This is a genomic window from Paenibacillus sp. FSL F4-0236 (assembly GCF_038000135.1).
Lineage (GTDB): Bacteria > Bacillota > Bacilli > Paenibacillales > Paenibacillaceae > Paenibacillus_AQ.
Window position 1 is genome coordinate 159,739 of the sequence record NZ_JBBOBK010000001.1, and the last position, 14,771, is coordinate 174,509.

Genomic DNA, 14,771 nt, shown 5'->3' on the forward strand with positions numbered 1-14,771 from the left:
TTTTTGTCGACAAATCAGTTGAAATGGCTTAGTTATCTTACTTGCCTTATCATGTTCCTCGCTGTACTAGGGGGAGCGGTTGTAACGAAGACTGGATCGGGATTGGAATGTGGAAATGAATGGCCGCTCTGTCATGGGAAATTGATTCCGGCCTATACTGTAGGTTCGATGATTGAATACACCCATCGCTTGTTTAGCGGATTGGCAGGGTTATTGTCACTTGCCTCGATGATTGCCTTTTGGCGTTATGCTCGAAATCGACGGGACTTGTTAGTATATGCATTCATGACGTTGCTGTTTGTAATTGTTCAAGGTGGTATGGGAGCGCTTGCAGTGATTAAATCCCAATCTGCTGCTGTAATGGCACTACATATGGGCTTTTCTTTGATCGCTTTTTCAAGTTCTCTAATGCTGGCTCTAGGAACTAAAAGGCGACATGAAGCAGGTGAGTACGATCCTAAGATGGAGCTTCAGAAGAAACCCGTCAGTAAGGCTTTCCGCAATTTAACCTGCTTCACGGCCTTATATTCCTATGTTGTTGTTTATATTGGAGCCTTTGTTAGTCATACGGATTCGCGCGGTGGATGTTCTGGCTGGCCGCTCTGTAACGGTGAATGGGTTCCCGAGCTTTCCGGGGGAGTAGGTATTGTTTTTACGCACCGGATTGCGGCTTTGATCTTATTCATTCTTACTGCGGTGCTTGGACATTTAGCTTTTTGGAAACATAAGGATTACCCAGAGCTAAGAGCTCTTGGCGTAGCAGCTGTTCTGCTGTGCTTGATGCAGGTATTTAGTGGAGCTGCTGTTGTTTACACACTAGATAATGAAAGATTGTACATATTTGCCGCTTTGGCTCATATTTTGTTGATCGCTAGTTTGTTTGGTGTCTTATGTTATATGAGTGTAAGAGTCTGGCAGCTGAATCGTGCGAGAAATGTCGTTGTTGAAAAAAATCCGACGAATCCAATGACACCGTTGTAACACCCTTGGTAGAAAGTTCCCACCGTGGATAGAGTCGCTTTACCTGCGGAATAATAAAGTGGAAATCGGTATATCGTGGTGCTGGACAAAACTTTAGGAGGACTGGGATATGCTGCGGGTTATACTTGGAGAGCCGCCTCGAAAGAACAGCGGTGTATTGGCTGACGCGATGGAGAACATGGCCACATTTGCAGCCTTACTGCGCAAGGAAATGAACGCTCATGAGGATAATGACCATGAATACCGCAAGCTGGAGATTTGGACACGTGGACTGATCTCCTCATTGGATGAATTGGAGCAAAGCTGGTTCGCAGCTGCTTTTTACCGGAAATCGGTAATCGCTGGTTATATGGACGATATGTCACCAGTGGAACAAGGCGATTATGCGCGGTATGTTTATTTTTATAAAGATGGATTTATTCGTGTGTTCTCTCTTCTGGACAAGCTTGGAACGGTACTGAATCATTTTTATGACCTCAAAACCTCCAAATTAAAAACGCACTTTTCTTATTTTACAGTACTGCGTCAACTTCAGTTATTGAATGTGCATCCTGCGCTAGCAGATCAACTGGAACAGATCAAGAACTCTTATCGTGATCCACTGGAGAATCTACGCAAGCGCAGAAATGCTGAAATTCATTATATGAATTCCGAAATGCAGGATGATTTATGGCAGCGACATCAAGGCTTGCATGACAAAATTCAGCTTGAGGATTTAGATAGCCATCTTGAGGATTTAAAGCAGTCCCTTGAAATGAACTGTAAAACATTAATCGCGGCATTCAGCTACAGCAATGAACAGCTACGTAAGGAAATAAGCAAGGCAAAGCGTGTACAATCCTAAGCGTTCAAGATATTTCCTTTTGACAAAAAACAAGAAACTTACTATACTTATGCTTGCATTAAAGTCTGTACGAATTCAAACATAAAATTTCATACTCTATATCTTATCGAGAGTGGCGGAGGGATAGGCCCGATGAAGCCCGGCAACCGATTTGTATACAGCGCGATTAGCGTTATGTACAAATGTCATGGTGCTAATTCCTACAATGACGCAAGGTTTGTGGTCGTTGGCAGATGAGAAGGCATTGTCTAAATAAACACACAGAGCCTCTTGCGATCTGCATCGATCGTCGGAGGTTTTTTTGTATGGAATAAGTGAATTATAAAGGGGGCGACGAGCGTTGATTAATCTAAAAGGAATAACAAAGGTATATGGAAAAGGCAGCCATGCGGCTACAGCAATTTCCGGATTGAATTTGTCTATCGAAAAAGGTGAAATATTCGGAGTTATTGGCCATTCTGGAGCGGGGAAAAGTACATTGATCCGTTGCATTAATCTGTTGGAGCGTCCGACAGAAGGGGAAGTATGGGTAGATGGCATTGAACTAACCAAGCTTACCCAAGGCCAGCTGCAGGAGCAGCGGCGCAAGATAGGAATGATTTTTCAACATTTCAATCTGCTATCTTCTGCGACTGTATATGATAATATTGCTTTTCCTCTACGACTCACAGGTACCTCGAGAGCAGATATTGATGCAAAAGTGAAAGAACTGCTTGCTCTAGTTGGGCTTGAAGAACACCAGGATAAGTATCCGTCTCAATTATCAGGAGGACAAAAGCAACGAGTCGGCATCGCTCGGGCACTTGCCAGCGACCCTGATGTGCTGCTGTGTGACGAGGCAACCTCTGCGCTTGATCCACAAACGACAGACTCTATTCTTAAGCTATTGCTCGATATTAATAAACGGTTCCATCTGACTATTGTGCTGATCACTCACGAAATGCACGTGATTCAGAGCATTTGCGACCGTGTTGCGGTCATTCATGGTGGTGGTATCGTTGAGCAAGGTAAAGTCACGGAGGTATTCCTGAAGCCGCAGCATGAGGTCACTCGCGATTTCATTCGCAGTGAATCACAGAATGAGGGACCCCTTCGTACGGCGCTTGACGCTGCTGCTGGGGACAACTCTCAGGCCGTCAAAATTACTTTTTTCGGAGAGAAGACCTACGGCTCTGCACTTTCCAATGTAGTACGTGAGACAGGTGTTAGCTTCGCCATTCTGCATGGTACCATCTCAACGATAAAAGACGTACCTTATGGACAAATGATTGTTCGGTTCGAAGGTCCAGCTGAAGCGATCGCTGTGACGATAGCCGAACTAACCGCTCAAGGCCTTGAAGTGGAGGTGATTTCGTAATGAATTTCGCAGACTTAAACTGGCAAGAAATGATGGATGCTACAGTTGCTACCTTGCAAATGTTAATATTCTCAGGATTGTTCACAATTATTCTTGGTTTACCACTCGGAATTGTATTGTATTTATGGGGAAGATCGAATAGTATAGTAATCAGAGTAATTTACTCGGTCTTATCGTTCGTCGTAAACATCCTACGTTCCGTACCGTTTATCATTTTGATGGTGGCTTTAATTCCTTTTAGCAAAACCATCGTTGGAACCTCCATTGGAGTACTTGGTACGATTCCACCGCTCGTCATTGGTGCAGCTCCATTCTTTGCTCGCTTGGTGGAAACGGCATTAAGAGAAGTGGATCGTGGAGTAATCGAAGCGGCGCAAGGGATGGGAGCATCCACGAATCAGATCGTTATGCGTGTTCTTTTGCCAGAGGCTCGTCCAGGTCTGCTCGCTGGGGTTACGATCACACTGGTTACACTGGTCTCCTATACGGCAATGTCCGGGATGGTAGGCGGCGGCGGGCTAGGGGATCTAGCGATTCGTTACGGATATTACCGATATGAGAAGGAAGTTATGATTATCTCTGTAGTCTTAATGGTCATACTGGTGCAACTGCTACAAATGGCCGGTGATCGACTAGTACGACATTTCACACGGAAATAAGGTACGTCCATATATAGCCTTATTCATACAAATACCAAGGATAAGAGGGGGATTTAAAATGAAAAAATTACTACTTACTTTTTTTAGTCTGACACTGGTTGTGGTGCTGGCTGCTTGCGGCAATAACAATAATGCTTCTAACTCGGCTGCTACTAATGCACCAAAAGATGGTGCTGCAACTGAGTCATCTGCAGAACCTGTAAAATTGGTGGTTGGTGCTTCACCTGTTCCACACGCTGAGATCCTAAAAGCTATTGCTCCATTGCTTGAAGCGCAAGGAATTAAATTAGAAATCAAAGAATTCACTGACTATGTTCAACCAAACGTTCAGCTTTCAGAGAAGAATCTGGATGCTAACTTCTTCCAACATCAACCTTACCTGGATGACCAGAATCAAAAGAACGGTTCGGATCTAGTTTCTGTTACAGCCGTTCACGTTGAACCTTTTGGTGCTTATTCCAAAAAAATCAAATCCATCGACGAGCTGGCTGATGGTGCGAAAGTTGCCATCCCGAATGATGCTACAAACGGTGGTCGTGCACTGATCTTGCTTGCCAAAAATGGACTGATTTCTTTGAAAGATGATACCAACATCACATCTACCCAAGCAGATATCACTGAAAATAAGAAAAACCTTAAAATCATCGAGCTAGATGCAGCAATGTTAGGTCGTCAATTGGATGAAGTAGATCTTGCCTTGATTAACACTAACTATGCTTTGGAAGCTAACCTAGTTCCTACTAAAGATGCTTTGTTCATTGAGGGTACGGATTCCCCTTACGCTAACATCCTGGTAGCTCGTCCTGACAATAAAGATTCTGATGCAATCAAAAAGCTTGTCGCTGCACTGAATTCTCCAGAAGCTAAAGCTTTTATTGAAGAGCAGTACAAAGGCTCGATCATTCCAGCATTTTAAGACAGAAAGCTAACTTAATCTCTAATACAGCATAAAACCCGCTGCCTAACGGCAAGCGGGTTTTATGCTGTATGTTGTAGGGGAAGTGTAAATCCTCTATAATAAGAAAATCCCGATCTCCTGAAGAGGAGGATCGGGAATGATATTGAATGGGATTAGAATACTTGCATAACTTCTTGTACGCCTTCTACTTCTTCAAGAAGGGCGCGTTCAATCCCGGCTTTCAAGGTGATCGTGGAGCTTGGGCAGCTGCCGCAGGCACCCATAAGTTTCAACTTAACGATGCCGTCTTCTACATCGACCAGTTCAACGTCGCCGCCATCGCGTTGCAGGAACGGACGAAGCTTATCCAGCACTTCCAATACTTCATCATACATTTCGGTGCTTTGTGCATTCTCACTCATTTCTCAATCACTCCTTTCGTAAGTTCATTATAGTACAAAAAGTTAAAAAATAAAATGGTTAGGCGGAATAGGGAGATCATCATGAGACCAATTATTGAATTTTGTGCCAGTAACATGGGTCACGGAACAGACAAGCTAATGCATAAGCTGGAGGAAAATCCAGATTACGATGTGATCGAATACGGATGCCTGAACAATTGTGGGGAATGTTATTTAACCCCGTTTGCCATGGTTGAAGGGGACATCGTTGCAGCAGATACTGTTGACGAGCTAGAAAAGAAAATTGATACTAAAATCAAAGAGCTAGAGGCTTGGTTCAATATGGACCTTGATTAAATGCTTTTTGTGGAAAATAAAGGGCTGCTCTTTTTCGTATTTATAACGGAAAAGAGCAGCCCTTAGGTTTATCCTAAAGTGCGTTTTGACATCCAGAGCACCCCGCTCTTAAGGATACGGGGAACCCGTCCTTTGACGGAGCGTTGGCCCATCAGACCAAATCCAGCTTTCTTGCCTAGTGAGCCTAAGGTACCCTTTAGACGAATAGGATGAAGCTTAGGGGTCTCGCCGCGCCACATGGCTTGAATAACCTGAGCAACCTGCTCACCCTGCGCTCCTGCGGCTTGTGCGCTTGGAGCGAATGGCAGGCTGGCACAGTCGCCAATTACATACACTTCTGGATAATCAGGTACACGATAATATTCATCCAGAATGATTCGTCCTCCGCGATCCTTCGGGACTGTTAATTCCTGAACAACCTTCACAGGTTGGATCCCTGCGGTCCATACTGTAACATCTGAAAGAATTTCCTCTGTACCGTTAAAAAGCGCATCTTTCTCTACATGGGATACGGAGACACGTCCAAGTGTCTGTACTTGATGGTGGTGAAACCATTCCTCCACGTACTGTGACAGCTTCGCAGGGAAGGCAGATAAGACACGTTCACCGCGATCCAGAATAGCAATATTAAGATCTGGTCGGCTCTCCCGAAGCTCTGCCGCCAATTCCACTCCACTTAGTCCTCCGCCTACAATGTTTATAGTTCCATAAGGCTTCACATCGTTTAAACGTTGGTAAGTTTCGCGTGTCCCTGCAAAGGTCTGGATACTGCAAGTATATTGATCAGCTCCAGGGATGTTATGGTAATTGTCGGTACAACCTAGTGCAATGGCAAGTATGTCATAAGACACAGTCTCGTCATGCTCCATTGTAACGATTCTACTCTCCAAATCAATGGAACTCACCTCACCGTAACGGATAGTGAGACGGGGATGAACCGGAAACTGGATCCGCAAGTGATAGTCAGTTACTGTACCTGCGGCAAGCGCATAATATTCCGTTTTGATTCCTTGATAAGGCATTCGGTCAATTAAGATAATTTCAATATCCTGTGGAAGGTGATTATTGAGCAATTCTTGAATTAGGGCCAAGCCGCCATAGCCGCCGCCCAGAACGAGTAGTGTTCTCATGCTGACCGAACTTCCTTTCCAATATAGGATAACGGATCTAGGTAGTCGTTTATTCGTATACCTTTATCGCATTGTAGAACGTGTCGCGTTCTACTGGAATTCGTCCAGCACCTTTTACTAACCAGATCAATTCATCGCGAGTGAGGCCTTCAGGTGTTAAGGCACCAGCCGCATGGCTAATGCGTTCTTTAAGAATAGTACCATGGACGTCAGAAGCACCGAAGTTCAGTGCAACTTGAGTAAGCTGAGGACCGATATTAATAAAGTACGCTTTGATGTGATCGAAATTATCCAGCATCAATCTGCTGATCGCAATCGTCTTCAGATCCTCATAAGCGGAGTTGCGGCGCATAATCCCTGCATTCTTGTTCTTAGGCTGCATAGATAATGGAATGAATACCATAAAGCCATTGGTTTCATCCTGTAGATCGCGGATCTGCATCATGTGCCGGATACGATCTTCATGAGATTCAATCGAACCGTAAAGCATAGTTGTATGTGTCTTCATGCCAAGCTGATGTGCTGTTCGGTGAACTTCCAGATATTCTTCCACATTAGCCTTATCTACACGCATTTTTTTACGGTATTGATCGGATAATATTTCTGCGCCGCCACCAGTAAGTGTCTTAAGTCCTGCAGCACGCAGCTGCTCGAGTACCTCACGAATACTCAATCCGCTAATTCGGGTGAAAAAATCGATTTCGGCTGCAGTGTATGCTTTTAAGGTTACCTCAGGGAAACGTTCATTCAAGGCTTTTAAAGAATCCACGTAATACTGGAAAGGAACCTTGTCATTATGACCGCCTACGATATGGAATTCGCGCACACCTGGATGAATATGCTTTTCGACATATTGCACCATTTCCTGACCGGAAAGGGTATAAGCACCCTCTTCTCCATCATCTTTGCGGAAATTGCAGAATGCACAGTGAGATTCGCAAACATTGGTGAAATATAGACTCATGTTTTCGATAAAATATACCCTGTTGTTGTTCTTTGCAAGATTGACTTCATTTGCTAATTGGCCAATCGTAAGTAGGTCGTTACTCTGATATAAATAAACGCCATCTTCTAAATTCAATCTTTCGCCGCCGCGAACTTTTTCAATAATGTTCATCATTCGGGCGTCTGTTTGGGGGGTGAAAAGAGTAGACATATTATGAATTCCTCCTGAAAGTTTTACGGGGTCCATTGCCCGCAGATAATTCCCAGACTTACCCAGATGGTAGCTGTTCATTCATGAAAATAAAGCGGAGGGTTATCCTCCGTGACAAATTTCCGAATTTTTACTTATGTTTGCCTTCCTTATTATAAACCTCTCTTATAAGGGGATCAACAGCTGGATATGGATGGTTTATTTTGGTGCGATAGGTCAGGCATAAGGCAGTTGTGACTTGAGGGTAATGAAATAGTCGGTTATACTGAGTTTATTAAGTAAATATTTTTAAGAAAGTAACTTTTGGCCGGAAGGTCCCTTAAACATAAGTTTTTCTGTTGAAGTAAGTTTAATTTATAGGAGGATATGATCATGATTAATATTAGCGAAAAGGCAGCAGAACAATTAAAGGCGATGCTTGCTGAACAAGAAGTGCCGAACATGTTCCTCCGTATTGGAGTAACGCCCGGTGGTTGCAGTGGATTCTCTTACGCTATGGGCTTTGATGATAATGAAACCGATCAGGACGTATATATGGACATCCAAGAAATGAAGGTTGTCGTGGAGAAAGAGAATCTTCGTTACCTTGATGGTCTCGAAATTGATTTTGAAGAATCCGGAATGACAGGTGGTTTCACCATTAATAACCCGAACGCTACTGCAACCTGTGGCTGTGGCTCAAGCTTCCGTACAGCTACGGATGCAGGAAAACCGAACGAAGAGCCTTGCTAATCGCGACGTTACGCCTTCAAGCCCCATGTTGAGTTCTACAACACGGGCTTGGAGGCTTTTTTATTCTCAATGACAAAAGTCATCACAAGGAGCTCTAAGCATGCTAATTAGGAAATTAAACGCAGAAGAACAACCACCCTTACATTTGTTGTTATTAGCCGATCCTTCCCTAAGTCTTGTTGAAGCGTATTTAAAAAGAGGGCAATGTTTTGTAGCTGAAGTGGAGAATTGCATTATAGGTGTCTATGTTTTGCTACAAACGAGACCTGAGACAGTGGAGCTAGTAAATATAGCCGTTGATGAGAATCAGCAAAGTAAAGGGATAGGAAAGCAGTTGGTCTATCATGCGATTCAGAATGCGAGATTACTTGGTGCGAAGACGATTGAAGTGGGTACGGGGAATTCTAGTGTAGGACAACTGGCTCTTTATCAGAAATGTGGATTTAGAATTACCGGAATCGATAGAGATTTTTTTATCAGACATTACAGTGAAGAGATTGTTGAAAATGGGATCAAGGTAGTGGATATGATCCGTCTTACGCTAGATATATGAGTGACATACAAACAAAAGCCCTCCGATGGAATTCCTCGAGAGGGCTTTTGTTTGTTCCTGCGTACAATTAGGCTGGAATAATAAACTTGTAATTAATCATAAACACGATGAGCCCTGCGGCTCCAAGGGAAAAGGCAATACAGCCAGCACCCAGTGCTCTGCGCCTGTCTTTAATGAATTTAAAGCCAATAGCGCAGATCAGTATAGTCGTTCCAGCCAATACGATGGACATCCCAAGCATGGCCACCCAATATAATACCTCGAAAAACTGAGCCATTCCGAGCCCTCCCCGCGCTGTTTTTTAGCGAGCCTCTAATTCATTATTTATATAGTAGGAATTGAAAATGTAACCGCTATTAATAATACAACGATTTTGAAGATTATTCTAGTTATAGTGAACTCATCCATTGCGTTTTAGATGTCGAATGTTCAGAAATGAGGTTCTACAAAATCTTCAATCTAACCTGCGAGGTTGAGAATGTTGTCGATACAAGCTCTAAGCCCTTTTTGCTAAGAGCTTCCTCCTACACGGACAATCATACAAGAGGGTGGGGCCTTTTCTGAGTAATGTATAGGGTAGGCTGGAATGTGAAAGGAGGGAAAGGACGATGTCGGGAAGACAATTGGCTAGCAAATGGTTGAAGACAGAAGCATTGCTCAGTGACGCGAGGGTTTCTCATTATATACCAATGACGAGGGTGTATTCGGCTGACTCACTGTTAGCCATGCTCCGGAGATACGGAAATGTTGTTATTAAACCAATAGTTGGCGGTGGAGGCTACGGTGTAATTAAAGTGTTTCGGGATAGTCGAGGTTATGGATTTACTTATATGGACAGAACTCGAATTTACAAGGACTTTAGATCCATGAGACGAGCGCTTCATTTCGTCAAGGTTAGACGTAAATATTTGATTCAACAGGGGATTTCTCTCGCCAGAATTGGTGGGCGTCCTATTGATTATCGGGTCAAAGTAGTGAGAAATGGCGGTGTTTGGGAGTTTCGCTCTATGGTGGGAAGATTGGCCCGGCCTGGCCTGTTCGTAACTAATTTATGTAAAGGAGGCACGATGCTTTCTTGTCGAGAAGGACTTCGCAGATCCTTGCCTCGAATTAAAGCCTCAGCGAAGAAAGCAGAAATGCGCAGGCTAACGCTCGTATGTATCGAACTGATGGAGCGGCATTTCCCTGGAATAGGCGAACTGGGTTTTGATTACGCCGTGGATTATTCAGGCAAAATATGGATTCTGGAGGTTAATACAAGACCTCAGTAAATTAACAAAAATTTTAGAATTGACGATAATAGAGTAGTAAGATAAAATTGCGTTTAGTTGCGTTCTTTTGGGGTAAATTATATTGTAATTTATTTACAATAAAAATATATTTTTAGCTGTATACAAGTGGTTCAGTCCTGTGTATAACTATTATCCCCATATTCCACTGTGCAGTTATCACCTTTGTAACGCTTACGCACATATTATACACAGGATTTCCACATGTACTTGTGGATAACACGAACGCTTGTTCGAAAAATGATAGTTTGATATGATAGATTCAGATCCAAATACAGGAAAGGTAGATGAACGTTATGGTTGAATTGTCCGATGAGATGCTTCTAGACTCTTACCATAGAGCGATAGAACTGCAACTAGAGCATGATTTCATCGCTCTTCTACTCGTTGAGATTCGCAAACGAAACTTACACTCTCCAGTTCATGCGGTTCTTCATTAAAAGAGCGCAAAGTATACCTTTGTAGCTGGCTACATATAAATAAACCGCGAGTCACAAACATAAAAGGGTATCCTGATAGGCTAGTATTGATAGGCCTGTCAGAATACCCTTTTTTATTGTGGTAGATAGAATTAGAGTTTCATATTACTACTGTGTCCTGGTGAAAGCTTGGCTTCCGGATCGATGTAGACTTTTGCATTATTCACAGCCGTTGGGGCTTCGCCGAATCCTACAGCAATTAGCTTCAGCTTACCTGGATATGTGGTGATATCGCCGGCTGCAAAGATTCCCGGAATACTCGTTTCCATACGTGAGTCAACGACAATGGAGTTCCCTTCAATATCGATACCCCACTCTGCAATGGGTCCCAGAGAGGAAACAAATCCGAAATTGACGATTACACTGTCGACTTCGATTTCTTGTGTTTCCTTGGTCTTGATATGAGATAAGGTAACCTTAGTAATAAACTCGTCACCATGCAGTTCTGTAATTTCAGTAGGTGTAATTACGTTAACTTTGGAAGCCATCAGATTCTCTACGCTGTGCTCATGCGCACGGAATTTATCCCGGCGGTGAATCAGGGTTACTTGCTCCGCGATCGGTTCCAGCATTAGTGCCCAGTCTACTGCGGAATCTCCACCACCGCTAATCAGAACTTTTTTATCTTTAAAGGCATTTAAATCATTTACAAAATAATGAAGGTTGGCTTTTTCAAACCGTCCTGCGTCTGGCAGTTCTAAACGACGAGGTTCAAAAGCGCCTACGCCAGCTGTAATGATAATAGCTTTACTGTGATATTCTGCTACATCAGTTGTAACAACAAAATGGCGTTCGTCCCGTTTCTGAACAGAAATTACTTTCTCCTCCAGCCGGATATTCGATTGGAACATATCCATTTGCCGTGTCAGGTTGTCAACCAATTCTTGTGCAGTTACTTTTGGAAAACCTGCTACATCATAAATGTATTTTTCAGGATAAAGTGCAGCAAGTTGTCCTCCCAATTGGGGCATACTTTCAATAAGTGTTACGGATGCCTGACGCATCCCACCGTAAAATGCGGCAAACATGCCAGCTGGACCGCCACCTATGATTAAAAGGTCGCTCATAGGAACGCCGGATTGCTCTTGTGTCACGGGATATTACACCTCCGAGTTGATATATTCATTTTGCCATACTTGTATTCTTTCTTATTATAAACATTGTGACACATACCTGCAAAGAAAGACTTTAGAACACAATAAGAATGTGACGTTTTTTAGTATTTTAATGTTTGATTAATAGTACACTAAGGTTTACAATGGATATGGTCAATTTAGAAATCCTTTAAGTTTGATTGGAATTTCTTCTAAATATAAGTGTATAAATTCACAAAAAGGACCGTACATTGTTTCAATAAAAAATACAAAGACAGATTTACCTCTTGGAAGGAGCCGGAACATGAGTAGTATTCCCAAAATCGTAATCTTAGGCGCGGGCTATGGGGGTATTTTGACCGCACAGCGCTTACAGAAGGCTTTGAACTATAATGAAGCGGATGTCACGCTCGTAAACCGTCACGAGTACCACTATTTTACTACCCATCTACATATGCCTGCCGCGGGTACAGACAGTATTGAACACACTCGGGTGTCTATTTCTAAACTAATCGATGAATTCAAGATCGATCTCGTTAAGTCATCTGTTCAGGAAATTCGTACCCAGCAGAAAAAGATTATTTTGGAGGATGGTACTCTTTCGTATGACTATCTCGTCATTGCTTTGGGCGGAGAGCCTGAAACATTCGGTATTCCAGGACTTGATAAATACGCACTGACGATCCGGAGCATCAACTCCGTTCGTTTGATTCGTGAACATATTGAGTATCAATTTGCCAAATATAAGAACGAGAACAATGCTCAGGAGCATATCAATTTCGTAGTCGGTGGTGCCGGCTTTAGCGGAATTGAATTTGTGGCCGAACTAGCTGACCGCATCCCTGGGTTGTGCAAAGAATTTGACGTTGATCCAAGCATGGTAAATATATATAACATAGAAGCTGCTCCAACAGCTCTGCCTGGATTTGCTCCTGAACTTGTTGAGTATGCGATGAACTTGCTCACTAAGAAGGGTGTTACATTCAAGATGGGCGTTGCGATCAAGGAATGTCTACCAAACGGTGTAATTCTGGCATCAGGCGAAGAGATTAAGGCTTCTACAATTGTCTGGACAGGCGGAATTCGAGGAAACCGTCTGATTGAAGCTGCAGGATTTGAAGCTATGCGTGGACGTGTGAAAGTAGATGAATATTTACGTGCACCAGGCCAAGACAATATCTTCATTATTGGAGACGGCTCCTTGATGATTAACCCAGAAGGGCGTCCTTATCCGCCAACAGCACAAATTGCTATGCAACAGGGAGAGTGCTGTGCACATAATTTGGTGGCTGCGATCCGTAATCAACAACCCAAGAAATTTGCATTCAGCAATAAAGGAACAGTAGCTTCTCTAGGTAAAGGTCAAGGGATTGCTGTAGTTGGCAGCAAAACTTACAAGGGCTGGACTGCAGCTCAATTGAAAAAAGTTGTGGATATGCGCTATTTGTTCATTATCGGTGGGATTCCGCTGGTTCTGAAAAAAGGAAGATTCTTATAAGATGCGTCACTGCAGCGTGCAGGTGCGTGGATTGCTGACCCGAGAAGAATTGGACCGATATAACGGACTGATTGAGGTTGGATCTTATCTGGAGGATCAGAATCAGTACGATCTAGCGTATGTTGTTCAAAAGGAAATTGATCTGCTCATTCTCCCTGGCATTGAACGCTTAAAGGAAAAAGGGCGAGCGCGTGACAGGGCTACGGCTGAATATTTGGAAAGTCTGCGTGATGATGAAGATGACAGCGAAGAGGATGAGGAAGCAGGAACTTCGTTATAGCATTTAAAAAGGGTGAGTCTCCATAAAGATCTGGAGACTCACCCTTTTTGTTATTACAATTACAATTTAAGCATTTCTTCAAAAGAATCCTCAGTCAGCAGGTTGCCGACATAGAAAGGTCCGAATTCGCCGTAGCGAGCACTGACTTCGTCAAAGCGCATTTCGTAAACCAGCTTCTTGAATTGTAGCGGATCTTCAGCGAACAGGGTTACGCCCCATTCCCAATCATCAAAACCTACGGAGCCGGTGATAATTTGTTTCACCTTACCAGCATAACCACGTCCGATTAATCCGTGAGAAGCCATCAGCTCCCGACGTTTATCCATATCAAGCATATACCAGTTATCGGCGAGCTCACGTTTCTTGTTCATTGGATAGAAGCAAATATGCTTCGCTTGCGGCAAAACAGGTTTTAGACGTGCGATAACATGCGGATTCTGCATAGGATCACTACCATCGCTGCCCCCCGCAAGGTAATTGCTTAATTCAACAATACTTACGTAGGAATAGGCTTTAGTTGTATATTGAGCAAAAGCGATTTTGTTAAAGGCCGTCTCAAGCTGGTTCAAATCTTCCAAGCTTTCGCGCAAGAACATCATTACGAAATCGGCCTTCTGGCCAACGATGGAATATACCGCGGAGCTGCCTTGTTTGGCTTCTTCGACAGGACTCCATTCTTGCATAAAAGCATGTAATTCTTCCAGAGCAACGGCACGTTCTTCATCATCTGCTGCCGTCCATGCGGTCCAGTTCAGTGAGCGGAAGTCATGCAATGCATACCAGCCTTCCAGTGTCATAGCGGCTTCGTTCATGATCTCACTCCTTAAAAGTTTTACGAAGCATAGGCTCCGCTTGAAATAACGTCGCGTAAAACTAACATCGGAAGCATACGCTTTGTTTTACGAAGCATAGGCTCCGCTTGAAATAACGTCGCGTAAAACTAGCTACGAAGCTCCTGCATCATAGACTATGTATGATTTATTAATCTATATGCATTGTATCGCAATCAAGTTGCTTAGAGCAAATGATGACATTCCGTTGTAAGAGTATTAGACCTAATTTT

General features: G+C 43.3%; 18 protein-coding genes and 1 riboswitch. Of the genes, 12 read left to right on the plus strand and 6 right to left on the minus strand.

All coding sequences use genetic code 11. The annotated features are described in order from the left end of the window. Positions 1-3 precede the first annotated feature (3 nt). The 5 genes from NSQ29_RS00705 (at position 4) to NSQ29_RS00725 (ending at position 4,757) form a co-directional block, all read left to right on the plus strand. Positions 4-981, plus strand: coding sequence for a COX15/CtaA family protein (locus tag NSQ29_RS00705; RefSeq protein WP_076285250.1), 978 nt, complete (start codon positions 4-6; stop codon positions 979-981). 109 nt (positions 982-1,090) lie between these two features. Further along, the gene (locus NSQ29_RS00710) at positions 1,091-1,825 is read left to right on the plus strand and encodes a Cthe_2314 family HEPN domain-containing protein (protein ID WP_042191592.1); all 735 of its coding nucleotides are present in this window, start codon (positions 1,091-1,093) and stop codon (positions 1,823-1,825) included. A 100-nt stretch (positions 1,826-1,925) separates the two neighbouring features. After that, a riboswitch (SAM riboswitch) is annotated at positions 1,926-2,065 on the plus strand. 100 nt (positions 2,066-2,165) lie between these two features. Beyond that, a complete protein-coding gene (locus NSQ29_RS00715; protein WP_341124092.1) occupies positions 2,166-3,182 on the plus strand; it encodes a methionine ABC transporter ATP-binding protein in 1,017 nt (338 codons plus the stop codon). Beyond that, on the plus strand, positions 3,182-3,841 hold the full coding sequence (locus tag NSQ29_RS00720) for a methionine ABC transporter permease (protein WP_341124093.1): 660 nt from the start codon (positions 3,182-3,184) through the stop codon (positions 3,839-3,841). The genes NSQ29_RS00715 and NSQ29_RS00720 overlap by 1 nt, the downstream gene beginning before the upstream one ends. A gap of 58 nt (positions 3,842-3,899) precedes the next feature. Then, positions 3,900-4,757, plus strand: a complete 858-nt coding sequence (locus NSQ29_RS00725) for a MetQ/NlpA family ABC transporter substrate-binding protein (RefSeq protein ID WP_341124094.1) — start codon at positions 3,900-3,902, stop codon at positions 4,755-4,757. Positions 4,758-4,912: 155 nt separating this feature from the next. Here the strand turns inward: NSQ29_RS00725 and NSQ29_RS00730 are convergent, their stop codons facing one another. Further along, positions 4,913-5,161: a NifU family protein gene (locus NSQ29_RS00730; RefSeq protein WP_042130899.1), complete on the minus strand. Its 249-nt coding sequence runs from the start codon at positions 5,159-5,161 to the stop codon at positions 4,913-4,915. 81 nt (positions 5,162-5,242) lie between these two features. Between NSQ29_RS00730 and NSQ29_RS00735 the strand changes: the two genes are divergently transcribed. Further along, positions 5,243-5,497, plus strand: a complete 255-nt coding sequence (locus tag NSQ29_RS00735; RefSeq protein WP_042191582.1) for a YuzB family protein — start codon at positions 5,243-5,245, stop codon at positions 5,495-5,497. 68 nt (positions 5,498-5,565) lie between these two features. On the opposite strand, the gene NSQ29_RS00740 is transcribed toward NSQ29_RS00735, so the two are convergent. Continuing rightward, entirely contained in the window at positions 5,566-6,627 is a 1,062-nt protein-coding gene (locus tag NSQ29_RS00740) for an NAD(P)/FAD-dependent oxidoreductase (protein ID WP_341124095.1), read from the minus strand. 49 nt (positions 6,628-6,676) lie between these two features. Beyond that, the gene (gene mqnE, locus NSQ29_RS00745; protein WP_341124096.1) at positions 6,677-7,783 is read right to left on the minus strand and encodes an aminofutalosine synthase MqnE; all 1,107 of its coding nucleotides are present in this window, start codon (positions 7,781-7,783) and stop codon (positions 6,677-6,679) included. 372 nt (positions 7,784-8,155) lie between these two features. Between mqnE and NSQ29_RS00750 the strand changes: the two genes are divergently transcribed. Both NSQ29_RS00750 and NSQ29_RS00755 read left to right on the plus strand, forming a co-directional pair. Then, entirely contained in the window at positions 8,156-8,515 is a 360-nt protein-coding gene (locus NSQ29_RS00750; RefSeq protein ID WP_042191575.1) for a HesB/IscA family protein, read from the plus strand. A gap of 100 nt (positions 8,516-8,615) precedes the next feature. Continuing rightward, complete coding sequence (locus NSQ29_RS00755) at positions 8,616-9,068, plus strand: GNAT family N-acetyltransferase (RefSeq protein WP_076285244.1); 453 nt, start codon at positions 8,616-8,618, stop codon at positions 9,066-9,068. A 67-nt stretch (positions 9,069-9,135) separates the two neighbouring features. Here the strand turns inward: NSQ29_RS00755 and NSQ29_RS00760 are convergent, their stop codons facing one another. Continuing rightward, positions 9,136-9,345, minus strand: a complete 210-nt coding sequence (locus NSQ29_RS00760) for a hypothetical protein (protein WP_042191571.1) — start codon at positions 9,343-9,345, stop codon at positions 9,136-9,138. A gap of 331 nt (positions 9,346-9,676) precedes the next feature. On the opposite strand from NSQ29_RS00760, the gene NSQ29_RS00765 reads away from it, so the two are divergent. Both NSQ29_RS00765 and NSQ29_RS00770 read left to right on the plus strand, forming a co-directional pair. Continuing rightward, positions 9,677-10,339, plus strand: coding sequence for a YheC/YheD family protein (locus NSQ29_RS00765; protein ID WP_042191569.1), 663 nt, complete (start codon positions 9,677-9,679; stop codon positions 10,337-10,339). Positions 10,340-10,653: 314 nt separating this feature from the next. Next, entirely contained in the window at positions 10,654-10,797 is a 144-nt protein-coding gene (locus NSQ29_RS00770; RefSeq protein ID WP_036685584.1) for a sporulation histidine kinase inhibitor Sda, read from the plus strand. Positions 10,798-10,928: 131 nt separating this feature from the next. Here NSQ29_RS00770 and NSQ29_RS00775 read toward each other — a convergent pair whose 3' ends face one another. Continuing rightward, positions 10,929-11,903, minus strand: a complete 975-nt coding sequence (locus NSQ29_RS00775; RefSeq protein ID WP_094877850.1) for an NAD(P)/FAD-dependent oxidoreductase — start codon at positions 11,901-11,903, stop codon at positions 10,929-10,931. Positions 11,904-12,234: 331 nt separating this feature from the next. Between NSQ29_RS00775 and NSQ29_RS00780 the strand changes: the two genes are divergently transcribed. Then, entirely contained in the window at positions 12,235-13,428 is a 1,194-nt protein-coding gene (locus tag NSQ29_RS00780; protein WP_042130890.1) for an NAD(P)/FAD-dependent oxidoreductase, read from the plus strand. 1 nt (position 13,429) lies between these two features. Then, the gene (locus NSQ29_RS00785) at positions 13,430-13,708 is read left to right on the plus strand and encodes a hypothetical protein (protein WP_042191567.1); all 279 of its coding nucleotides are present in this window, start codon (positions 13,430-13,432) and stop codon (positions 13,706-13,708) included. A 59-nt stretch (positions 13,709-13,767) separates the two neighbouring features. Here NSQ29_RS00785 and hemQ read toward each other — a convergent pair whose 3' ends face one another. Next, entirely contained in the window at positions 13,768-14,520 is a 753-nt protein-coding gene (hemQ, locus tag NSQ29_RS00790; RefSeq protein WP_042191564.1) for a hydrogen peroxide-dependent heme synthase, read from the minus strand. Positions 14,521-14,771 lie beyond the last annotated feature (251 nt).